The sequence below is a fragment of the Vibrio sp. 14G-20 genome (genome assembly GCF_026241515.1).
Lineage (GTDB): Bacteria > Pseudomonadota > Gammaproteobacteria > Enterobacterales > Vibrionaceae > Vibrio.
Genome location: NZ_JAPHPW010000008.1, coordinates 63,230 through 83,559 on the forward strand (window position 1 = coordinate 63,230; position 20,330 = coordinate 83,559).

21 protein-coding genes are annotated in these 20,330 nt (G+C 43.9%); 12 read left to right on the forward strand and 9 right to left on the reverse strand.

What is annotated here, in order from left to right:
- Positions 1-3 precede the first annotated feature (3 nt).
- Both OQJ75_RS09195 and OQJ75_RS09200 read right to left on the reverse strand, forming a co-directional pair.
- Positions 4-1,170: an ABC transporter substrate-binding protein gene (locus OQJ75_RS09195; RefSeq protein ID WP_265972723.1), complete on the reverse strand. Its 1,167-nt coding sequence runs from the start codon at positions 1,168-1,170 to the stop codon at positions 4-6.
- 364 nt (positions 1,171-1,534) lie between these two features.
- The gene (locus tag OQJ75_RS09200) at positions 1,535-1,981 is read right to left on the reverse strand and encodes an META domain-containing protein (protein ID WP_265972724.1); all 447 of its coding nucleotides are present in this window, start codon (positions 1,979-1,981) and stop codon (positions 1,535-1,537) included.
- A 188-nt stretch (positions 1,982-2,169) separates the two neighbouring features.
- Between OQJ75_RS09200 and OQJ75_RS09205 the strand changes: the two genes are divergently transcribed.
- Positions 2,170-2,433 carry a DUF1289 domain-containing protein gene (locus OQJ75_RS09205; protein ID WP_265972726.1) on the forward strand — a complete coding sequence of 88 codons (264 nt, stop codon included), beginning with the start codon at positions 2,170-2,172 and terminating at the stop codon, positions 2,431-2,433.
- Between the two features lie 109 nt (positions 2,434-2,542).
- Entirely contained in the window at positions 2,543-2,710 is a 168-nt protein-coding gene (locus tag OQJ75_RS09210) for a hypothetical protein (RefSeq protein WP_009846446.1), read from the forward strand.
- Positions 2,711-2,767: 57 nt separating this feature from the next.
- Here the strand turns inward: OQJ75_RS09210 and OQJ75_RS09215 are convergent, their stop codons facing one another.
- The 3 genes from OQJ75_RS09215 to OQJ75_RS09225 form a co-directional block, all read right to left on the reverse strand.
- Entirely contained in the window at positions 2,768-3,070 is a 303-nt protein-coding gene (locus tag OQJ75_RS09215; RefSeq protein WP_248374857.1) for a thiamine-binding protein, read from the reverse strand.
- A 127-nt stretch (positions 3,071-3,197) separates the two neighbouring features.
- A complete protein-coding gene (locus OQJ75_RS09220; protein WP_048609426.1) occupies positions 3,198-3,419 on the reverse strand; it encodes a hypothetical protein in 222 nt (73 codons plus the stop codon).
- Positions 3,420-3,672: 253 nt separating this feature from the next.
- On the reverse strand, positions 3,673-4,911 hold the full coding sequence (locus OQJ75_RS09225; RefSeq protein WP_265972729.1) for a DEAD/DEAH box helicase: 1,239 nt from the start codon (positions 4,909-4,911) through the stop codon (positions 3,673-3,675).
- A 209-nt stretch (positions 4,912-5,120) separates the two neighbouring features.
- Between OQJ75_RS09225 and OQJ75_RS09230 the strand changes: the two genes are divergently transcribed.
- Entirely contained in the window at positions 5,121-5,747 is a 627-nt protein-coding gene (locus OQJ75_RS09230; RefSeq protein WP_265972731.1) for a LysE family translocator, read from the forward strand.
- Between the two features lie 267 nt (positions 5,748-6,014).
- Positions 6,015-6,371, forward strand: a complete 357-nt coding sequence (locus tag OQJ75_RS09235) for a hypothetical protein (RefSeq protein ID WP_048609429.1) — start codon at positions 6,015-6,017, stop codon at positions 6,369-6,371.
- Between the two features lie 158 nt (positions 6,372-6,529).
- On the opposite strand, the gene OQJ75_RS09240 is transcribed toward OQJ75_RS09235, so the two are convergent.
- A complete protein-coding gene (locus OQJ75_RS09240) occupies positions 6,530-7,654 on the reverse strand; it encodes a M14-type cytosolic carboxypeptidase (RefSeq protein ID WP_265972734.1) in 1,125 nt (374 codons plus the stop codon).
- A 135-nt stretch (positions 7,655-7,789) separates the two neighbouring features.
- The gene (locus OQJ75_RS09245) at positions 7,790-8,065 is read right to left on the reverse strand and encodes a nitrogenase-stabilizing/protective protein NifW (protein ID WP_265972735.1); all 276 of its coding nucleotides are present in this window, start codon (positions 8,063-8,065) and stop codon (positions 7,790-7,792) included.
- 316 nt (positions 8,066-8,381) lie between these two features.
- On the opposite strand from OQJ75_RS09245, the gene OQJ75_RS09250 reads away from it, so the two are divergent.
- The 3 genes from OQJ75_RS09250 to OQJ75_RS09260 all read left to right on the forward strand — a co-directional run bounded on the left by OQJ75_RS09250 (position 8,382) and on the right by OQJ75_RS09260 (position 12,298).
- Positions 8,382-9,476: a NapC/NirT family cytochrome c gene (locus OQJ75_RS09250; protein WP_265972736.1), complete on the forward strand. Its 1,095-nt coding sequence runs from the start codon at positions 8,382-8,384 to the stop codon at positions 9,474-9,476.
- 20 nt (positions 9,477-9,496) lie between these two features.
- Positions 9,497-11,944, forward strand: coding sequence for a molybdopterin guanine dinucleotide-containing S/N-oxide reductase (locus OQJ75_RS09255; protein WP_265972738.1), 2,448 nt, complete (start codon positions 9,497-9,499; stop codon positions 11,942-11,944).
- A 141-nt stretch (positions 11,945-12,085) separates the two neighbouring features.
- On the forward strand, positions 12,086-12,298 hold the full coding sequence (locus OQJ75_RS09260; protein WP_017071930.1) for a TIGR02450 family Trp-rich protein: 213 nt from the start codon (positions 12,086-12,088) through the stop codon (positions 12,296-12,298).
- 40 nt (positions 12,299-12,338) lie between these two features.
- Here the strand turns inward: OQJ75_RS09260 and OQJ75_RS09265 are convergent, their stop codons facing one another.
- The gene (locus OQJ75_RS09265) at positions 12,339-13,076 is read right to left on the reverse strand and encodes an HAD-IIB family hydrolase (protein ID WP_265972739.1); all 738 of its coding nucleotides are present in this window, start codon (positions 13,074-13,076) and stop codon (positions 12,339-12,341) included.
- 674 nt (positions 13,077-13,750) lie between these two features.
- Between OQJ75_RS09265 and proV the strand changes: the two genes are divergently transcribed.
- From proV to proX, 3 genes are read left to right on the forward strand one after another with little or no spacing between them, the layout of a single operon-like run.
- The gene (proV, locus tag OQJ75_RS09270; protein ID WP_265972740.1) at positions 13,751-14,938 is read left to right on the forward strand and encodes a glycine betaine/L-proline ABC transporter ATP-binding protein ProV; all 1,188 of its coding nucleotides are present in this window, start codon (positions 13,751-13,753) and stop codon (positions 14,936-14,938) included.
- A gap of 3 nt (positions 14,939-14,941) precedes the next feature.
- Positions 14,942-16,036 (forward strand): glycine betaine/L-proline ABC transporter permease ProW, encoded by a 1,095-nt coding sequence (gene proW / locus OQJ75_RS09275; RefSeq protein WP_048617625.1) that lies wholly within the window; start codon positions 14,942-14,944, stop codon positions 16,034-16,036.
- Entirely contained in the window at positions 16,029-17,036 is a 1,008-nt protein-coding gene (gene proX, locus OQJ75_RS09280) for a glycine betaine/L-proline ABC transporter substrate-binding protein ProX (RefSeq protein ID WP_017065372.1), read from the forward strand. The genes proW and proX overlap by 8 nt, the downstream gene beginning before the upstream one ends.
- Before the next feature lie 198 nt (positions 17,037-17,234).
- Here the strand turns inward: proX and OQJ75_RS09285 are convergent, their stop codons facing one another.
- On the reverse strand, positions 17,235-17,609 hold the full coding sequence (locus OQJ75_RS09285; RefSeq protein ID WP_017633307.1) for a YybH family protein: 375 nt from the start codon (positions 17,607-17,609) through the stop codon (positions 17,235-17,237).
- Between the two features lie 142 nt (positions 17,610-17,751).
- Here OQJ75_RS09285 and OQJ75_RS09290 point away from each other — a divergent pair, with 142 nt between their 5' ends.
- Together OQJ75_RS09290 and OQJ75_RS09295 are read left to right on the forward strand one after the other, a co-directional pair.
- Positions 17,752-18,624 carry a LysR family transcriptional regulator gene (locus OQJ75_RS09290; RefSeq protein WP_265972743.1) on the forward strand — a complete coding sequence of 291 codons (873 nt, stop codon included), beginning with the start codon at positions 17,752-17,754 and terminating at the stop codon, positions 18,622-18,624.
- A 275-nt stretch (positions 18,625-18,899) separates the two neighbouring features.
- Positions 18,900-20,264 (forward strand): polysaccharide lyase family 7 protein, encoded by a 1,365-nt coding sequence (locus OQJ75_RS09295; RefSeq protein WP_265972744.1) that lies wholly within the window; start codon positions 18,900-18,902, stop codon positions 20,262-20,264.
- The last annotated feature ends 66 nt before the right edge of the window (positions 20,265-20,330 follow it).

Genomic DNA, 20,330 nt, shown 5'->3' on the forward strand with positions numbered 1-20,330 from the left:
AGACTAGTTACCGTATCGCTTAAGCCACTCTTTCTCGAGCGCGTTTTGCCAGCTTGGGTGTAGTTCATCAACCGACTTAAATTGCTGAGTATTTTTAGCACTGCCAGTGAGGTATTTGCTGCTCAATACTGAAGGATCGCCCCAAACATTAAGGTCACCCTTGCGAGATTGCGCTTCTGGGCTCAATAAGAAGTTGATGGTCACTTGAGCGCCTGCAGTTGCATTGGCATTCCAAGGGATCGCAAGGAAGTGAATGTTAGATAAAGCGCCGCTTTCTAATGCAAAAGCCTTGGTGGTTTCCGCTAAACGGCCACTTGCTTGTGCTGAATACACAGAGTTTGGATTGAAGGTAATCGCGAGGTCGAGTTGTCCATCATCCAGAAGTTGGATGCTTTCTGATGTACCTGCTGGGAATTGTTTGCCACCGCGCCATGCCACTTTATGGAATTTATCTAAGTAAGCCCAAAGTGGCGCTGTTACCGCTTGGAAGTTATCTTCTGAAACCGGCTGAGCCAGCGCAGGGTTATTGTTTGTTAGTTCAATCAGTAGAGACTTAATGAAGCTCGTGCCATGAAACTCTGGTGGACGAGGGTAGCTTAATCGGTTCGGGAAAGCCTGAGCGTAGCTCAACATCTCAGAGAATGATTGTGGTGGATTGTGCAGTGTTTCTTGGTCATGAATGAACACCAGTTGTCCCACGCCCCAGGGTGCTTCTAAGCCTTCTGTCGGCTCTGAGAAATCGACATCAATTGGCAGAGACTTATCGACATACTGCCAATTTGGAAGTGATTCTGTAAATGGCCCAAACAATAGTGCGTTGTCTTTCATCGAGCGGAAGTTCTCGCCATTGATCCAGACGATATCGACGCTGCCTTCACTGTTCTTGCCTGCTGCTTTTTCAGCGAGCAGTCGAGTGGTGGTTTCCGCAATATCGGTTACTTTCACATGCTTTAACGTGACACCGTAGTCACTTTGTAATTTCTTGCCTGCCCACTGTAGGTAACGATTGATCTCTTGGCTTCCGCCCCAAGCGTGAAAGTAGACAGTTTCTCCCTCTGCCTGCTGTTCAATTTGGTTCCAGCTATCGGTTGATGTTGCTTCATCAGCATAAATGGTTGCGCTGTATGCAACGGTTGCCATGATTCCTAACGTACTTACTATCTTGTTCATAAACTTTTCCATTTGGTAGTGAACGGGCAAGAGCATTGTATTTTTGAACTCCCTAGGGCATGTTGACCTTTCGCGGTTAAATTTTGTTCGAAAGATCAACTCACCCTATTAGTTATTCTATCTGTTTCTGAAATAATTTCTAATTCAACAGTAAATTCAATCAATTACTAGGGGCCTTTGCCATCCTACGAACAGACCGTTAAAGCGGTGAATTAATTGCATCTAAATGAGGTTTTTTTGATATTTATTGGAGGTTGGTACGAAAAGAAGGCGATAAGTAGCGTTTTTAATGATTAGGTTTTGAGCAGGCAATAAAAAAGGAGCCTTGGGGCTCCTTAAATCAATATCAGATGTCGATGACGGATTAGTTTACCCAGTCACGAATCGTGTACGTTAGCGTGTGTACATCGTTTTTCAGTACTAGCGTATCGTTTGTTAGGGTTACGTCGCTCCACTCGCTTAGAGTAGCAGAAACCGATTGTTCGATTTCCATCGCAGAGCCGTGACACATTTTCATTGTCATGCCCATTTGCTTGATACGGAATTGACCGTCTTTCAATTCGCCTTGACCGAAGAAGTTGTTACAACCAGCCATGCCGTTCGCAGTCATTTTTTCGCCGATCTCTAGACGAGGAGTTGCTTGGTCTTCGCTTTTCACAATGTCCTTGCCATCAATTTGTGCAAGTTCCCAATTATGGTGCTGTAGATCGGTTGGTGTTACTTGCATCGCGTTGTCACCTGTTGTTGCGCATGCTGCTAGCAGCATAGGTAAAGCGGCTACTGCTAGTAATTTTTTTGAACTAAACTTCATATTATAAGGCTCCAAAGGAAAGAACGAAGTTACCGAATAAGTGTAACTTGATGGGCTCAAAGTATAGTTTACAAAACACTATATGTGTCAGTATAAGGTCATAGTTTAGTATGGATTTCATGAGCTAGGCGACAAATTAATCGCTTATTTTTGAGAGAGTAAGCGTAATTTTGAATGTGTAAGGAGGCATGGTGGAGCAGTTAGAGTTTTTCCAAGTTCCAAGCCCTTGCGTTGGGGTTTGTTCAAGCGATGACAAAGGCTATTGCAATGGTTGTATGCGCAAAAGAGAAGAGCGCTTTAATTGGATGTCGATGACACCGTCAGAACAATTGCACGTGATAAAGCTGTGTCGCCAGCGCTATAGAAGAAAAATAATGAAGCAAAAAAACTTGGCTGGTAAGCAGGTCGATGAAGAGGGAAATACAAGTCCCCAAAGAGATCTTTTTGGCTAAAGAGGAAGTATTTAGATTTTATTTAACTCCGAAGTAACTATTACTTTACATAATGGTTGGGGTGTAATATTAAGGTAGGTACTTTTGTACCTGAAGGAGTGGTGTCGGTATGAATAAAAAGAACGTAAAACTCAAAAAAGAGCCAGTCAAAGCACTGGACCGAAAACCGATCGGGGCAAAAGATGACCCTGAAGAGACTCCGCGTGATTGGCATTCGATGTCAGAAGAAGAACGAATGGAAATCCTTTCTCACCTCTCAGACATGCCTTTTCAATAACACCACTGGTTCTTCAGAGTCTTTCTTAAAGCTCAGCTTTCTGAAATAAACATATTATTAAACAAACATGTGATTCGCTTTCGTTACACCACGATGATACGTGCAAAATGTATCATCGGCTTCGGTGGTTTTACTGTGAATCTTAATGTTTGTGATCACTTCTACAGCCCCTGCATCGTAGCAAGCTTGTTCTGCCTTTTTAACGATATCGAGTAATTGGTTGAGTTCACCTTTCATCGTGGTTTCCATCGCACCGACTTGGAAAGGTACATCGGCAGCTTTCACAACTTCAATGGCTCTATCAACCACTTCGAAGTTGTTGCCTTCTTTAACGCGAGGTATCACTTGGAAGGCAACCATCACTTCTTTTTCTCTTTTTAACTCAGACACTTTCTGCTTACTCTAGGATAGGGAATTGTTGCAGATGATAGGTTAATGCGGAGACGAATTCTACAGCGGTTATGCTGGTTGGATTACTCTCGTTGTCCTACTTGTTACCCCAGTGGTCGCTTACCCAACCACCTATGTGCTCATCAAAATGACTGCCACTGAACCTCTGGTTGCGTTCAACCGAAGTATCACAATCATCTTTATTATCTATTAGGGTTTGTATGTAGTTTGCCATCGGGTCATTAGAATGTTGACGATCTCGGCGGGTTGCCACTTCCTTAATCAGTTGTAATCGATATGTAGAGCTAGCACGTTTCATTTCAATGACCTCCTGTTGTAGACACTAATAGAAAAATCTAGTTGCCAGACATAGGGACGTCAACGTGATTTAAGAGTATTTTTTTTGAGCAACCAAGAATCAATACGTTGGCATCATAATTCACAAAAGTGTCATTTAAGTTGGCAACTTTAGGGAAGTTTTTAGGTGTGAATTTATGTTTTGTTGCATATAAAAAAGCCCAGTACAAACTGGGCTGACCATTCTATTTCTGGTTGCTTAGAGCTATTTCTGGTTACTTGGAGCTATTTGGTTTGCTTTTAAATTGCTTAATGCTCTTCTTTTTGGCTGTTCTTCGATTGGCCATTTTATCTTTAGGTGGACGCTTGCGAGCGGTCGCTTCAGATGCAGGTTTATCTGTAACAGGGAAACCTTCCAATGGTTGCAGCACTAACGGCTTATTGGTCAAGGTGCGAATCGCATTGAGGTAGTCAGTTTCGCTGTGGCTAACCAGAGAGATCGCGCAGCCAGTACTTCCTGCTCTTGCTGTACGACCAACGCGGTGTACGTAAGTTGCTGAGTGAGAAGGTAATTCGAAGTTAATTACGACAGGTAACTGATCAATATGAATGCCTCTAGCCATCACGTCTGTCGCGATAAGCACACGAGTCTCGCCATTTTTGAAACTTTCTAATGCTTGCTCTCGTTCTTCTTGGCTCTTATTTCCATGTAACGCACTCACACTGATTTTGGCTTTATTCAATCGTTTGGTTAATGCATCGGCATTGTCTTTTGCGCCAATAAATACCAATACTTGCGGCCATGTGTGTTGATTGAGTAGTGCGATGAGCGCTTGAGCTTTACTGCCTTTGTTCACTAAATACAGGGTTTCTTCAATAGCCGCGACCACGCTGTTTTCTTGGTGTGTCGTGACTTTAACTGGATTTGAAAGAAGCTCTTCCGCCTGACCTACTAACTCAGGCGGAAGTGTCGCAGAGAACAACAGTGACTGACGTTTACTTGGTAGTGCTGCAGTAATCGCTTGAATATCTGGCCAAAAGCCCATGTCGATCAGGCGGTCGGCTTCATCAAGAACCAATGATGAGCACAGAGCTACATCCAGTTCATCACTTTTGATTAAAGCGAGTAAGCGGCCCGGTGTGGCGATGGCTAATTGTGGTTTAGTCGATAATTGTTGCTGTTGATCATCAGTATTCACGCCGCCCGTTAGCGTTACCAATTTGATATTGAGCGTTGTCGCGATCGGCTCTAAAGATTTGGTCACTTGAGATGCAAGTTCACGGGTTGGAACAATGATCAGTGCTTGCAGTTCATTTACATCTTGGTTGATGTTATTCAGTAAAGGTAAGCCGAATGCCAATGTTTTACCGCTGCCCGTTTGAGCCAATGCAAGTACGTCTTTCCCCGCAATAATGGTAGGAATTACCGCTTGCTGTATTTCTGTCGGCTTATTGAATTGAGATGGGAGCGCGGAAACGGTTTTTGCGTTAAGGGTTAGGCTAGCAAATGACATAAATGAACCAAGTATCAAAAGGGAGGTGGAGTCTAACAGGGCTACAAATGTTAGAGAATCAGTTTTGTATGTTAGACGATAAACACATTCATTATACGCGCGAATTATGTCTGTTAGCCATACGCGATAATTAAGCGTTTATCATATTGTAATGGCACTGAATGGACGTACAATGTCCGCCCTAAAAATGTTCATGAAATGAGAACGAAATGAGTTGGGACAGTATCTGGCTGTTTATTGTTATCGTGTTTTTTATTGCCATTATCCCGGGCCCAAATGCGCTGTTGGTATTAAGCACAGCCTTAACTCAAAGGAAGCTGTTCGCATTTGTGAACGTGTTGGGCGTGTCATGTGGTTTCTTTTTTCATGCCTTTATCTCGGCCAACGGCATAAGCCTATTACTGTCGAACACTCCCATGGCCTTTGAAGGGCTAAAGTGGGCAGGGGTTTTGTATCTTGTCTGGCTTGGGTATAACCATTTTCGTGCGGCGCTGCGCGCTCAAGAGGGCGTGCTCTCTGTGGTCAGTGCATCGGGAAGTAAGCTTTATAACCAATTTTTCAAAGGGCTTCTCACTAATCTACTGAATCCTAAAATTGTTCTGTTTTATCTTTCTATATTCCCTCAATTTGTTTCAACAGATACGATTGTGACAGACAGTTTGATACTCGGTGCAATTCAAGTGTCAGTGGTGTCGATGTGGTTCTTAGTTGTGATCTTAATGGCGGATACCTTTAAGCGCTTGTTAGTTCAAAAGCGCACCTCGCAAATGATGAACATTGTGTGCGGGATTCTATTCGTGGGCTTCAGCGTTCAGTTGGCATTGTTTCAGCTTTAGGGTGCGACGCGAAGAATTGGGTTTTTAGCTATTGGCTCAGTTCATTTCCGGCTTAGTTCTCGTTTCCATCTTAGTTTTCATTTCCGATTCAGTTTTCATTTTTTACTGAATGCTAAGCAATCCGTGTTTCTCTGTATAAATCTCTAAAGCATTGGCTCGGAAAGTCGATATAATAATTAGCTATCAATTTGATGAATGTGTTTGTTTAAAACCAATTGAAGCTACAGCCTATTGCTTGACCGAAATAACAGAGACAGGGAGTCACTAATGCGTGAAGATTCATTCACCCAGAAACGCAAATATTACCGCTTAAAGTACCCTCAAAAGGCACGTCCGGTGATGCGAATTAAGGATGAGCTTTTTCATGTCAGCGAAGTTTCTGAAAAGGGTGTACGCCTGATGATGCGTAACATCATTCCGGTTTATCGTGGCTTTTCAATGGCTGGTACCTTGAGGTTGCATGACAATAACAGTATCGATGTTAGTGGTGCTGTATTGAGACAAGAGGGCGATGAAGTGATCGTTCAGTTATCACAAGGCCCAAGCTTCAAAGATATGGTGTCTGAACAAAGGCATATTAGGCAAAGATACCCGGTATTTTTTGCAAGCTTAAGAGTGGCTTAAAATCGACTGACGTTAGATTCCTTAAGGCGCAAATCGCTCATTCTAAGCAGAGATTAAAAAGCCCAGCACTTTCACAAGTGCTGGGCTTTGTTTTATCTATAGCCCAGATTCTTATAAACCAAAGGCGATACAGGTAAAGCTAATGAGCTTAGTTCGCCTTATAGCTCGTCTACTGTTGCCCAAACCGCAGCTAGCATGTCGTGACCAAACGCGACACTTCGCTCTGGAGACCAGCCGTAAAGTTCGTCAGCGTGACTGATGTGATCTTTAAATGGCATTTCGACGGTGTAAGCCAAACACTTGAACTGCTCACCAATCCAGTTTGTGCCAACTGTCATGTTTGCTTTGCCTGGTTCGTCTTTATCGTAACCAAATTCATCTTGGAACTCTGGCGTGATAGTGAGCAGTGCTTGCTTGAAGTGATTTTCTAGCTTCGCGATGCGCTCGTTGTAAGAAGGTGTGCCTTCGCTACCTGCTACAAAGTTATATGGAATCGCTTCGTCGCCATGAATATCTAGACATAGGTCAACGCCCGTCTCTAGCATACGCTCGCGAACAAGGAATACCTCTGGGCTGCGTTCCATAGAAGGTGATTGCCATTCGCGGTTCAGGTTTACGCCAATCGCGTTAGTTCGCAGGTGACCGCGGATGCTGCCATCTGGGTTCATGTTTGGTACAACGCGGAACACAACGCAGTCTAGCAGAGAGCGACCAACCGTATCTGTTTCATCAAGTAGGCGTTGTAGCAGACCTTCGATCAGCCATTCAGCCATCGTCTCGCCAGGGTGTTGGCGACCAATAACCCAGATGTTTTTCTTCTCTTCACTTGGCTCACCGATAGTTAGCAAAGTGATGTCGTTGTTGTCTAGCGTGTGGCCTAGAGTTTCAAGCTTACAAGCAGGGTGCGTTTGAGCACTGTGCAGAAGATCTTGGTGACGATCGTATGAGTACGGTGCGAAGTACGTGAAGTACATTGAATCGTGTTCAGGGATGATATCAAAGCTTAATGTATCGCCATCGAACTGAGATGGGATACGGAACCACTCTTCACGGTCATACGATGCAACCACATCGTAGTCTTTCCAACCTTCAGGGTAGGCAGATGTTGCCAATTGACCGATTTCAAAGTGGTGAGCTTGTTGAGCTTCACTTTCTAAGCGGAAGTGAAACCACTGAGAGATTTCAGTTTGGTAGTCTGCTGGGATAGTCAGTTGAATGTTTTGTGGTGAATCTGCTGAAACGACGTGAATGTTGCCGCTTTCGAAATTGCTGAAAATTTTCATTGTAGTTTTTATCTCGTAGTTGAGTTGCCGTAAGACTAGCACACTTTTTTTCGAGCAAACCACTAACTAAATCGTAATGAGATGTTATTTCAACTATCTACTTTTTAGTTCTCTATTTTGAACAGTACTTCCTATCTATCGACGCTGACAAGTTGTACACCCACGACAGGCAGAACGTGTGTGGCGATCTAACTTGCTGCGTTGAACTTTACAATAAGCGTTTTTCAGCGCTCTTCGTCCAGAGAACCAATCATCGGGTTTTGACAGGATCAGATAACCATTAAAGCGCTTCACAAGCTCGGCTCTATTTTGGTTGATGAACTTGCTATCAAACCCTATTTCGAAGTAATCAAGCGCTTGTTCAATCGAGGTGAAACTCGCTATTTTTTGTTGGAATTCTGTTTGGTTCATACCTAATTCAATGCCATAAGTTTGCAAATATTATAGGCGTGTTCATTACTCCTTATCTTGATTTTAGTGCGATTTAAGTAGGAAGGCGTGTAGTTATTCTTAGTTGAATTTTATAAATGAGATTAGCTTTATTTGTTTTATGAATATTAAACCAATTGATTGCGCAGTCATGGTTATAAGTGAGTTGTATTGAAGTCTCATTGCTCACTTTCTTTATTATCAATAAAGACAATGTATGACGTGAATCAATAGTGACTAACCCTAAAGTATTATTCTGATCGCAATTGTTACTAATTGTTGAAGATGATTTCTAAATATGTCTATTAAAAAACGATATATCGCTCTTATTGCTGCTGTCGGTATAGGTATTGGCTGGTTAACGCTGGGCGGTACTGCTGCCGTTATGCACTACACATCGAGCACTGAGTTCTGTACTTCTTGCCACACAATGCAAATCCCTTATGAAGAATATGAAGGTTCAATCCACTTCAGTAATGCAAAAGGCATTCGAGCTGAGTGTTCTGACTGCCATATTCCTTCCGACCCAATTGACTACGTAATCACCAAGATTCGTGCGTCTAAAGACATTTATCACGAGTTTGTGACTGGCAAAATTGATACCGAAGACAAATACGAAGAGCACCGTATGGCGATGGCCGAAACCGTTTGGGCTCAACTACGTGAAAGTGATTCTGCTACTTGTCGTTCTTGCCATACTTTCGACGCGATGGATAGCTACGAGCAATCTGAAGATGCGGCGAAAATGCATGAATACGGGCAAGAGAATAATCAGACTTGTATCGATTGCCACAAAGGTGTTGCTCACTTTGCTCCTGAGCCAGAAATGGACAGCGAAGCTTTCGACAACTTGATGGCATTCACTGAGAAAACAGACCCGAATGCGAAAGTCGTTTACTCAGCAGAAACCATCAGTATTGGTGACCTTGGCACTATCAATCCAACGGCACGCCTAGATGTGAAAAGTGTTGAAGGTACTGAGCGCAAAATCGAGTTGCATGCTTACCAAATGAAGGGTGCAGAACAAGTGCTTTACTACGGCGAAGGTCAACGCTCAATCGTTGCGATGCTGACAGACCAAGGGCAACAGAGCCTTGAAGTTGGTGATTTTAAAACGGATGCGTACGGCAATGAATGGCGAACGGCGGTGCTAACCGCGAACGTTGATGCGCCTGTACTGGATTCACTCGAGCCAATCTGGGAGTACGCTGAAGAACTCGACAACGTTTACTGCTCGACATGCCACGCAAAAATTGGCGCGAACCACTTCACCGTTAATGCTTGGGGCCCCGTTGCGAAAGGCATGGGCGAAAGAACTGACATTTCAGACCAAGATTTAGAACTTCTTACTAAATACTTCCAGAACCACGCAAAAGATGTGGCTGGCCACTAAGAAACAAAAGGGAAATAATTATGACAGATATTACTCGTCGCGGATTCCTCAAAGGAACAAGCATGGCTGCTGGTGCGTTGGCATTCACATCATTGACGCCAATGACAGCATCGGCTGCGAATAAGCGTGGTAAAGGTATATTAACAGCAGGTCGTATGGGGCCAATGTTATGTGAAGTGAAAGATGGCAAGCTAGTTTCAACGACGAATGCTCTCGCACAAACAGTGCCAAATAGTTTACAAACGACAGGTCCTGATCAGGTTCATACCAAAGCTCGTATTAAATACCCAATGGTACGTAAAGGCTTCTTAGATAACCCATCCGATCCAACAGGAACTCGTGGAGCAGATGAATACGTTCGAGTGTCTTGGGATGAAGCTTATAAGTTGATCCACGAACAACATATGCGTATCCGTAAAGAGAGTGGCCCTGAATCTGTATTCGCGGGTTCTTACGGTTGGCGTTCAAGTGGTGTATTGCACAAAGCACAAACGCTACTACAACGTTACATGAGCTTGGCTGGTGGTTACTCAGGTCACTTAGGTGACTACTCAACTGGTGCTGCTCAAGTGATCATGCCGCACGTAATGGGATCTATCGAAGTTTATGAACAGCAAACCACTCATCCTGTGGTACTAGAGAGCTCAGACGTTGTTGTGTTGTGGGGTATGAACCCAATGAACACGCTTAAGATTGCATGGAGTTCAACCGACTGTTCAGGCCTAGAGTTCTTCCACAAACTTAAGAAGTCTGGCAAGACAATCATCGCTATCGACCCAATGCGCTCTGAAACTATCGACTTCTTTGGTGACGCAGTTCAGTGGATTGCACCGCGCCCAATGACCGACGTCGCAATGATGATGGGTATCGCGCACTCTTTAGTTAAGAAGGGTAAGCATGACGTCGAGTTCTTAAATAAGTACACCAGTGGTTACGATAAGTTTGAAGCGTACCTAATGGGTAAAGAAGACGGTGTTGAAAAGACTCCTGCATGGGCTGAAGAGATCACAGGCGTACCTGCGAAACAACTTGAGCTTCTAGCAGATATTTTTAGCCAGAACCGCACTATGCTTATGGCGGGTTGGGGCATTCAGCGTCAACAATACGGTGAGCAACGCCACTGGATGGTAGTGACTCTTGCAGCAATGCTTGGTCAGATTGGCCTTCCAGGTGGTGGTTTTGGTCTGTCTTATCACTATTCTAATGGTGGTAACCCAACACGCGATGCTGGTGTATTACCTGCGATTTCAGCTTCAATCGGCGGCGGTTCTTCTGCTGGTAATGACTGGGCAGTTTCGGGCGCGGTGAATAGCTTCCCTGTTGCTCGTATTACAGAAGCATTGGAAAATCCAGGCAAAAAATACATGCATAACGGCCATGAACTGACATTCCCAGATCTGAAAATGATTTGGTGGGCGGGCGGTGGTAACTTCACTCACCACCAAGACACCAACCGTTTGATCAAAGCGTGGCAGAAACCGGAACTTGTGGTTATCTCTGAAATCTATTGGACTGCTGCGGCTAAGCACGCGGATATTGTTCTGCCAATTACTACATCGTTTGAACGTAATGATATGACGATGACAGGTGATTACAGTAACCAACACTTAGTGCCGATGAAGAAAGCGGTTGAGCCTCAAGGTGAAGCTCGTAACGATTTCGACGTATTCGCAGATATGTCTGAGATGATCAAAGCGGGTGGTCGTGATGTCTTTACCGAAGGCAAAGACGAAATGGCTTGGCTGAAAGGCTTCTACGATGCAGCACAAAAAGCGGGAAAATCTGCACGTGTACGTATGCCTAAGTTTGGTAAGTTCTGGGATGATAATCAGTTTATTGAAATGAAGTACAACAAGAAGGCAGCGCAGTTCGTTCGTCATGCTGATTTCCGTAAAGACCCTGTGATGAACCCGCTAGGTACGCCAAGTGGTAAGATTGAGATCTTCTCTAAAACCATCGAAGGCTACAAGCTTGCAGATTGTCCTGCTCATCCTACATGGATTGAGCCTACAGAGTTCTTTGGTAAAGCGAAAAGTGATGAGCTTCAATTGATGACGGCGCACGCAGCACATCGTCTACACAGCCAATTTAACTATGCGAAGATCCGTGAAGAGTATGCGATCGGTAACCGTGAGCCTATCTCAATTAACGTAGAAGACGCGAAAGCACGTGGCATCAAAACGGGTGACTTGGTTCGTGCATACAACGATCGTGGACAAGTACTGGTTGGTGCATTAGTGACTGATGGCATCAAACAAGGCGCTGTATGTATCCATGAAGGCGGTTGGCCTGATTTAGATAAAGATACAGGTCTATGTAAAAACGGTGGCTGTAACGTGCTTACGTTGGATATCCCGACTTCTCGTTTGGCGAATGGCTGTGCTGCAAACTCTGCGCTTGTGAAGATTGAAAAATACACAGGTCCAGTTTTAGAACTCACGGCATTTGATCCACCTAAAAACGGCTAATCTTTAACGAGAAATAGCTAACTGAACGAAGCCAGCCTAATCGCTGGCTTTTTTTGATCCTTTTCTTGCGACGAAGACTATTACTCAGTGTCGGCTAGACAATCCATAATAATCAATGACATCTAAGCGAGAAATAAGCTCATGAATCGAATCAATCCAAAGAAACTACTTCGCAGTAAATGGACGGCCGTTAGCCCAATAAAGAAAGAAAAACACTTTATGGTCACAGAGGTCGAGTTTGAAGAAGGGGAGGTCATTCGTTGTTTGATAGAAGCGGTGATGACCAAACGTGAGGAAGACATCAACTGGCGGGATCTCACCGACAAGGATCATTGGCTTCCCGGTTGGAAATAAGGATAGCAAGTAGGGAGCAGTCGGTCACCTCTACTTATTTCTAATTACCCGTTGCTGCACGCCCTTGCCAGTATTTAAGGCCTTCTAACACACCCTCAGCATGTGTTGCTCTACTCGTGTATACGTTGTCTCTATCCGATAGGTGAGCAACCTCTGGGTAATGGTTAGCGACCAGTATCGAGTTTACGCCCTCAATCGTGAGCATTGAGGTGTCGTTAGCTGAATCACCTGCGACACACACTTCTGCAACGCTCAAATCGTGTTGTTCGAGTAGGTGGTGAATCGCAGTCGCCTTGTTAACGCCTTTTGGTGTGATATCTAAGTACCAATCATGAGAGTAAGTAAGGTGAACATCTAATCCGTGCATCTCCAAGCTAGATTCAATCAGTTCGTGTTGAGGCTCTGAAAGCTTTCCTTCAAAGGTGATCTTGTAATCGCCTTGATGGTTCTCTATCCGCTCACCCATAAAATCAAGGGGTGCGAGAGCCGTCTCTACCTTTGATTTGTTCCAAGAAGCTTCCAGTTGGTTATGCCAAACATGGTCTGGTTTTTGGGAATGAACATGATGAATTTTGGTGCCCACATCGCTAATAATACTGTGTGGTTTCGGGTAGTTATCCGATTCTAAACCCATTCGAATCGAAGGTAATGTTCTTCCTGTCGCGATGATAAAGCGAATATCAGGTTGTTCTGTGAGGTAGTCAAATAGCTGGTTAACACCGTGAGATGAGCCTCCATCAAGCGTACCGTCAAAGTCACACACCAACATTTTTATCATTCGAATTCCTTGTCTTTTTCTCTATTTCGTCACGGGAAAATGCTTATTTCTTTTATAAAGAATGGCTCAGCAATGAGCACTCTACAAGTGGTCTGTTGCTGCGAGCTGACGTTATTTAATAGTTTGCAGCAAGTCTCACAGTCGGTGCTATTTAAGTCATAAAGTTAAAGTTCAACCCTTATGGAACTTTGCCTCGTTACCTGAAAGTAGGTGAAATTAAGAGTGCTATTTTCAGTTAAATTAGCCATCTCTCATGTTGCGAGGTTGACTACGAATATCTTGAAACACGTAAAATTAGTTTGTATTCAAATTATTTGTACACGAACTATTGGTGGGTAGTTTTAGTTTGTTTAGCCTATTAATTGTTCTAATGTGAAATAAATATTCAATAATCTATCAGTAAGTAATATATAATTTTGCTTACATTTTGTGCGGATTAATTTTGATTATTATCAATGATTTGTTTGTTTTATGCTTGATTTTTAGTCTTGTTTTTATGGTGTTGGCTGGTGGTTTTAAAAATGGTTTGCAGTATGTAGCCCCTTGATTTACATCTTCATATTGCTTAGAGTGCTAATTGTTTTTCGGGTTTAAATAACCGTTTTTAAGTTTAAATGACCGTTTTTACGTTTAAATAACTATTAGTTTAAACAACTAAGAAAGGATTAGATTACATGGATCCCATACTGGAAGTTAAGGGACTGTACAAGGTGTTTGGTGAAGACGCCGACCGTGCTTTTACAATGATTAATGAAGGCGCAAATAAAGATAAAGTTTTCGAAGAAACAGGGCTAACGATCGGCGTTAACGATGTTTCTCTTAGTATTCAAGAAGGCGAGATTTTCGTCATAATGGGACTGTCAGGATCTGGCAAATCAACCCTAGTACGCCTTCTTAACCGCTTGATCGAACCTACCAAAGGTAATGTGCTTCTTCGAGGCAAAGACATTGCCCACATCTCAGAAGATGAACTCCGCGAAGTTCGCCGCAACAACATCTCCATGGTTTTCCAAAATTTCGCTTTGATGCCGCATATGACGGTTATCGAGAATGCCGCATTTGGTCTAGAGCTTGCGGGTGTTGAAGTTGAGCAACGAAAGCAGTCAGCACTTGAAGCACTTGAACGTGTTGGCCTTGGCGCATATTCAGAATCTTACCCAGATGAACTATCTGGTGGTATGAAGCAGCGTGTTGGTTTGGCTCGTGCACTAGCATGTGACCCAGATATCTTATTGATGGATGAAGCGTTCTCGGCGCTCGATCCTTTGATTCGTACTGAAATGCAAGATGAGCTTATTCGCCTTCAAAATGACGATAAACGAACCATTGTTTTTATCTCGCATGATTTGGATGAAGCGATGCGTATCGGTGACCGAATTGCGATTATGCAAAATGGCGAAGTGGTTCAAGTAGGTACTCCAGACGATATTCTTAATAACCCAGCCAACGATTATGTCGAAGCTTTCTTCCGTGGTGTGAACGTGGCAAGCGTGCTTACTGTAAAAGACATTGCGCGTAAGAAGCCAGCTGCGGTATTTAAAAAGTCAGAACACGATGGCCCAGCCTCGGCGCTGCAAATTTTGATGGATAACGACCGTGAATTCGGCATAGTGGTTGAAAAGAGCAGTCGTTACTCAGGCATTGTTTCTATCGATTCCCTTCGCAAAGCCCACAAAGAGAACAAATCATTGGTTAGCGCTCAGCTAGATGATGGCTTAACTCTGAATCCAGATTTACCAATCAATGATGTGCTTGGCCTAGTTGGTGGTGTGCCTTACTCAGTGCCTGTTGTGGATGAGCAAGGTAATTACTTTGGCGTGGTAACTAAGTCACGACTGTTACAAACATTGGATAAGGGGTAGATCATGTCGTCTGAACAAACAAACAATGATCCATGGTCTCAATCGGCTCCTGCAGCTCAACCTGCAAGTGATCCTTGGGGTCAAGCCACTGATACCTCACCATCAGCGGATTGGTTAAGCAGCGAAACCGTTGAAACGACACCTTTTGATCCACTGAACCCTTTTGCAGAGGCTGTGTTGCCTGTCGACACTTGGGTTGAGTCTGGACTGAATTGGTTGGTTGAGCACGGACGCCCATTATTCCAAGCGATTCGTGTGCCTATCGATTTTATTCTAAGTTCATTTGAAACGGCGTTGGTGTCTACACCTGCGCCATTCATGTTGATCATCTTGTTTCTTGTGGCGTGGCAGTTTTCAAACTTGAAACTTGGCGTTGCAACGGCGGTGTCTTTGACTTTCATTGGCTTGATTGGCGCTTGGTCTGAAGCTATGACCACATTGTCACTGGTCATGACGTCCGTATTCTTCTGCCTATTGATTGGCTTACCCATGGGGATATGGCTCGCCCGAAGTAACACGGCGGCTAAATTCGTGCGCCCAATTTTGGATGCTATGCAAACCACACCAGCCTTCGTTTACTTAGTACCGATCGTAATGTTGTTTGGTATCGGTAACGTTCCGGGTGTCGTGGTGACCATTATATTCGCACTTCCTCCTGTCGTTCGTTTGACCATCTTGGGTATTCAGCAAGTACCGGAAGAATTGATCGAAGCGGGTCACTCATTCGGTGCAAGTAAAAAGCAGATGCTTTACCGAATTCAACTGCCACTTGCATTGCCAACCATCATGGCGGGCGTGAACCAAACACTGATGTTGTCGTTATCGATGGTGGTTATCGCATCAATGATTGCGGTAGGCGGTTTAGGTCAAATGGTACTGAGAGGTATTGGCCGTTTGGATATGGGACTGGCCGCTGTTGGTGGTTTAGGCATCGTTATCTTAGCCATCTTATTAGATCGCATCACCCAAGTATTGGGTGTCAACGCTGGTAATACAAAATTACGCTGGTATCGCATGGGGCCTGTTTCCCTTGTACTGAATGTACTTAATCGCGGTAACAAATCAGAACTTCAATTAAGGAAAAACACCAATGAATAATTCATGGAAGAGTAAACTCGCAGTAAGCATCGTTTCTACACTAGCAGTATCGACTAACGTGTGGGCAGCAAGCCTACCGGGTGAGGGCGTATCAGTTCAGCCTGTTCAATCGTCTGTAGCGGAAGAGACATTCCAAACATTGATCGTTAACCGTGCTTTAGAAGAACTGGGTTATGACGTGAAATCAACTCAAGAAGTGGATTACAACGTAGGTTACACTTCAATTGCAAAGGGTGATGCAACGTTCCTAACAGTAGGTTGGTTCCCGCTTCATGCTGACAAATACACAATGGCTGGTGGTGATGAGAAATTCTACCGTGAAGGCCAATATGTAAGCGGCGCTGCTCAGGGTTACCTAATTGATAAAAAAACGGCTGAAAAGTACAACATCACTAACATTGGTCAATTAACGGATCCAAAAATCGCGAAGCTGTTTGATGCGGACGGTGATGGCAAAGCAGACCTAACAGGCTGTAACCCAGGTTGGGGTTGTGAGATGGTGATTGAACACCAACTTTCAGCGTTCAAACTGGACGATACGGTAACTCACAACCAAGGTAACTACGCTGCAATCATTGCAGATACAATTTCTCGTTACCAAAAGGGTGAATCAATCCTTTACTACACGTGGACACCTTACTGGGTAAGTGGCGTATTGGTGCCTAACGAAGATGTAGTTTGGTTAGAAGTACCTTTCTCAGCACTTCCTGGCGAGCGTTCGAACGTGGATACGACGTTATCTAACGGCAAAAACTACGGCTTCGAAATGAACTCAATGCGCATTATTGCGAATAAAGAGTTTGCAAAGAACAACCCATCAGCAGCGAAGCTTTTCGAAATCATCAAACTTAACATCAATGATGTAAGTGCTCAGAACATGATGATGAGTAAAGGTAAGAACAGCTCTGCGGATATCGAAGCGCACGTAAATGGTTGGATCAAAGCGAACCAGAGCACGTTTGATGGTTGGATTACAGAAGCGAAGAAAGCTGCACTGTAACTTTGACTTGGATTTGCTCTGCCTTACCAGGCATTTTGATTTGAAATGATGAGCGTGTTGAGTGATTGTGTAGAGTCACTCAATCACCTTCAAATCAAGTGAAAAGGCGACAAGAGTGAACATTAAAAAGCCAGCAGTCCATTTGGATTGCTGGCTTTTTGTTTTCTGTTTCTATGCTTTATGCTGCAGTTCTAGCTTCTAGCGTTCGCCTTGAACTTCGAAGTCGTCGCTGACTAAGCGAGCGCAGCCATCGGCTTCAAGTGCCCAGTGTTCACGATGTACAACACCAAACGCTTTGTTCATTGTCCAGCTAGCGGTAAGAATGTAACCGCCTTCAGGGTGCTCTTCCCATTTAACGTCTGTGTAATCAACGTCTTTGAAGCCTTGGTCGATGATGTTTTGCCAAAATGCTTGAATCGCTTCACGGCCTTCAAACGTGCCGAATGGACGAGCTTCCATCACACAAGCCTCAGTGTATTGGTCTGCACAACCTTTTGCATCTTGGCTGTTGAATGCTTTTTGCCATGCGTTAATGCCTTGCTTACATGCTTCTAATACTTGGTTGTTTAACATTGTTTTCTCTCCATAGCAGTCTTCTTTCAAACACTGTTTCTTTGATTAGGTATCTTGATAAGTTGGATTCAGTTTAGTCTTGGAAATTGAATTGAAAAACAGAGATAATAGAAAGTACTGTATGTAAAAAGAGAACAATAAAATGAGTAAGCTAAAGCAGATGTCGATTTTCGCTCATATCGTAGAGCAGGGCTCAGTATCGGCTGCGGCTGAAAAGTTAGAGTTGTCTAAATCTGTTGTCAGTCAGCACCTCAAAATACTGGAACAAGAGCTAGGCGCTTCACTCCTCAAGCGTACAACACGAAGGCAAACTCTAACCAGTATGGGTGAGCGCTTTTATTTGAGTTGCAAAGACATCAACGTGATCGCTGAATCGGCTTGGGATATGGCAAAAGCCGAGCTAGAAGAGCCACAAGGCCGGATTCGTATCACAGCTCCGAATGCGTTAATGGACTTGTTGGTTGCGCCTGTCATTGCCGATCTGATGAAGCAATATCCGAAGCTAAAGCCAGAACTGATAAGCGACGATCAACATCTAGACTTCATGGAACACGATATTGATCTCGCGGTACGAGTGGGCAGTTCTCGTGACAGTAACCTCAAACAGAAACGCTTGGGCGAATTTAAAGACGTGTTGTGTGGCATTGAAAGCATGCGTGAACGCGAGCTTGATTCTATCCCTTATATTGCTAACTCGTGGCAGGGGAAACAGATCTCTCATTACTTTACCTCTCACACTGAAACAGACTTCGTTTACCAACAACAAGCAAGCTGCACCACCAATTCTTTCCACAGCTGCCTTGCCTTGATCAAATCTGGTGTCGGTATCGGTGTGATTCCAGATTTCTACCTCTCTCAGTTATCCAATGAAGTGGTCGACATAATGCCAAGCTTCCAACTACCGACCAACACGGTTTATGCGCTGACCCCATTCACTTCCAACACGCCTATCGCCATCCAACTTTGTATTCAAGCATTAGAAGAGAAGCTTAAACAGGATTTCATCAAAAGCTAATCGTGTTGATGTTGTCGTGCTGTGTGAGAGTAACAAAAGGGGTTAACAACGAAGCGTAAAAACTTCGAGTTATATAGACGCCTTATTAGATGATGTGTTTGGTATAAGAATGGTACATGTCACATAGTTATTTATTTGTAATATAATAATTCATGAACGTGATGTTTGTTCAACTTGTCGTACAAATATTGTCCTATAGTGGTTTCCGTTACTTCGGTAACACCCTACAAACTATGGAATAAACAATATACGTGAAATATATCATGGAGACTTGTATGATTTTTAACCCTTGCAACCTTAAGTTTTGCAAACCACTGTCGTGCTCAATTCTTTTGGCGATGGCTTCTTGTGGAGCGTCGGCTGAAACACTGAATATTCAATCTGCATCAGACTGGGGAGGAGCTCATAACTCTTATCCAGCATCAAATGCGATTGATGGCAGCACAGACTGGTCATCGCGTTGGGCGGCTCAAAATGCCCCTGTTAATCTAGTGCTCGATCTAGGATCAGTACAAAATGTTCAAGACGTCGCGATAGCTTGGGGTAAAGGAGAAGAACAAACTTATAAGTTCGAGATCAGAGCATTAGCAGATGAAAGCTCAAGCAGCTGGGACAAGGTTTACTATGGATACAGCAGTGGCAGCACATCAGGTTTTGAAACCTATGATGTAACAGATGTTCAAGCTCGCTGGATTCGTATCAAAGTATTTGAAAACAGTGCTCAAAGTGTTTGGACAAACATTACTGAAGTCGAAATCAGTGGTAATGACAGCCCTGACTACGGTCTTGATCCAAATCTACCGCCATCAGGCAACTTTGACTTACTCGATTGGTATGTCAGCATCCCTGTTGATGAAGGAGATGGTTACGCAACTTCTATTAAAGAGAACACGCTGGATGGGGGTTATGAAGATCAGTTCTTCTATACAGGCAGTGATGGCGGCTTGGTGTTCTATACACCAGTTGAAGGCGTGACCACATCGAGTGGAACTAAGTATGTGCGTACTGAACTACGAGAAATGCTGCGTCGTGGCGACACTTCTTACTCTACCTCTGGTAAAGACAACAACTGGGCATTCTCGTCGATTCCATCGAGTGAACAGGCTGACTTTGGTGGCATTGACGGTACGTTGAATGCAACGCTAGCCATCAACCATGTGACGACTACGACCTCAAACACAGAGCAAGTTGGTCGAATCGTGATCGGTCAGATCCACGCTGAGAAAAACGAACCGATTCGTCTGTACTATCATAAATTGCCAGGTAACGACAAAGGCGCGATCTACTTTGCTCATGAAACCTCTAAATCGACTGGAGGTGATGAAACTTGGCATAACTTGTTAGGTAACATGGTCACTTCTGACGGTGACTTGAATAACACCAGCAACCCAAGTGATGGCATTGCGTTAGATGAAACCTTCTCGTACTCCATTGTTGTCGAAGGCGACAAGTTGATCACGACGATTAGCCAGAATGGTTCAGAGCTAGCGGCAAAAGAAGTGAATATGAGTAACAGCGGTTATGACGATGCTGATAACTACATGTACTTTAAAGCAGGTATCTACTTACAAGATAACTCAAGTGCCGACAGTGATTATGCGCAAGTGACTTTCTACCAGTTAGATAATAATCACAACTAGGCTTTGTTTAGCTAGTAACGAAACTTGTGAATACTTAACGTGGAGGTGGCCACTCGGTCATCTCCT

Coding starts and splice junctions, on each gene's coding strand:
- OQJ75_RS09215 (WP_248374857.1), bottom strand. CDS start 3,070: ATGGTTGCCTTCCAAGTGATACCTCGCGTTAAAGAAGGCAACAACTTC.
- OQJ75_RS09220 (WP_048609426.1), bottom strand. CDS start 3,419: ATGAAACGTGCTAGCTCTACATATCGATTACAACTGATTAAGGAAGTG.
- proV (WP_265972740.1), top strand. CDS start 13,751: ATGGATCCCATACTGGAAGTTAAGGGACTGTACAAGGTGTTTGGTGAA.
- OQJ75_RS09195 (WP_265972723.1), bottom strand. CDS start 1,170: ATGAACAAGATAGTAAGTACGTTAGGAATCATGGCAACCGTTGCATAC.
- OQJ75_RS09250 (WP_265972736.1), top strand. CDS start 8,382: ATGTCTATTAAAAAACGATATATCGCTCTTATTGCTGCTGTCGGTATA.
- OQJ75_RS09210 (WP_009846446.1), top strand. CDS start 2,543: ATGAATAAAAAGAACGTAAAACTCAAAAAAGAGCCAGTCAAAGCACTG.
- OQJ75_RS09235 (WP_048609429.1), top strand. CDS start 6,015: ATGCGTGAAGATTCATTCACCCAGAAACGCAAATATTACCGCTTAAAG.
- OQJ75_RS09205 (WP_265972726.1), top strand. CDS start 2,170: ATGGTGGAGCAGTTAGAGTTTTTCCAAGTTCCAAGCCCTTGCGTTGGG.
- OQJ75_RS09240 (WP_265972734.1), bottom strand. CDS start 7,654: ATGAAAATTTTCAGCAATTTCGAAAGCGGCAACATTCACGTCGTTTCA.
- OQJ75_RS09230 (WP_265972731.1), top strand. CDS start 5,121: ATGAGTTGGGACAGTATCTGGCTGTTTATTGTTATCGTGTTTTTTATT.
- proW (WP_048617625.1), top strand. CDS start 14,942: ATGTCGTCTGAACAAACAAACAATGATCCATGGTCTCAATCGGCTCCT.
- OQJ75_RS09260 (WP_017071930.1), top strand. CDS start 12,086: ATGAATCGAATCAATCCAAAGAAACTACTTCGCAGTAAATGGACGGCC.
- OQJ75_RS09200 (WP_265972724.1), bottom strand. CDS start 1,981: ATGAAGTTTAGTTCAAAAAAATTACTAGCAGTAGCCGCTTTACCTATG.
- OQJ75_RS09290 (WP_265972743.1), top strand. CDS start 17,752: ATGAGTAAGCTAAAGCAGATGTCGATTTTCGCTCATATCGTAGAGCAG.
- OQJ75_RS09245 (WP_265972735.1), bottom strand. CDS start 8,065: ATGAACCAAACAGAATTCCAACAAAAAATAGCGAGTTTCACCTCGATT.
- OQJ75_RS09265 (WP_265972739.1), bottom strand. CDS start 13,076: ATGATAAAAATGTTGGTGTGTGACTTTGACGGTACGCTTGATGGAGGC.
- OQJ75_RS09295 (WP_265972744.1), top strand. CDS start 18,900: ATGATTTTTAACCCTTGCAACCTTAAGTTTTGCAAACCACTGTCGTGC.
- proX (WP_017065372.1), top strand. CDS start 16,029: ATGAATAATTCATGGAAGAGTAAACTCGCAGTAAGCATCGTTTCTACA.
- OQJ75_RS09255 (WP_265972738.1), top strand. CDS start 9,497: ATGACAGATATTACTCGTCGCGGATTCCTCAAAGGAACAAGCATGGCT.
- OQJ75_RS09285 (WP_017633307.1), bottom strand. CDS start 17,609: ATGTTAAACAACCAAGTATTAGAAGCATGTAAGCAAGGCATTAACGCA.
- OQJ75_RS09225 (WP_265972729.1), bottom strand. CDS start 4,911: ATGTCATTTGCTAGCCTAACCCTTAACGCAAAAACCGTTTCCGCGCTC.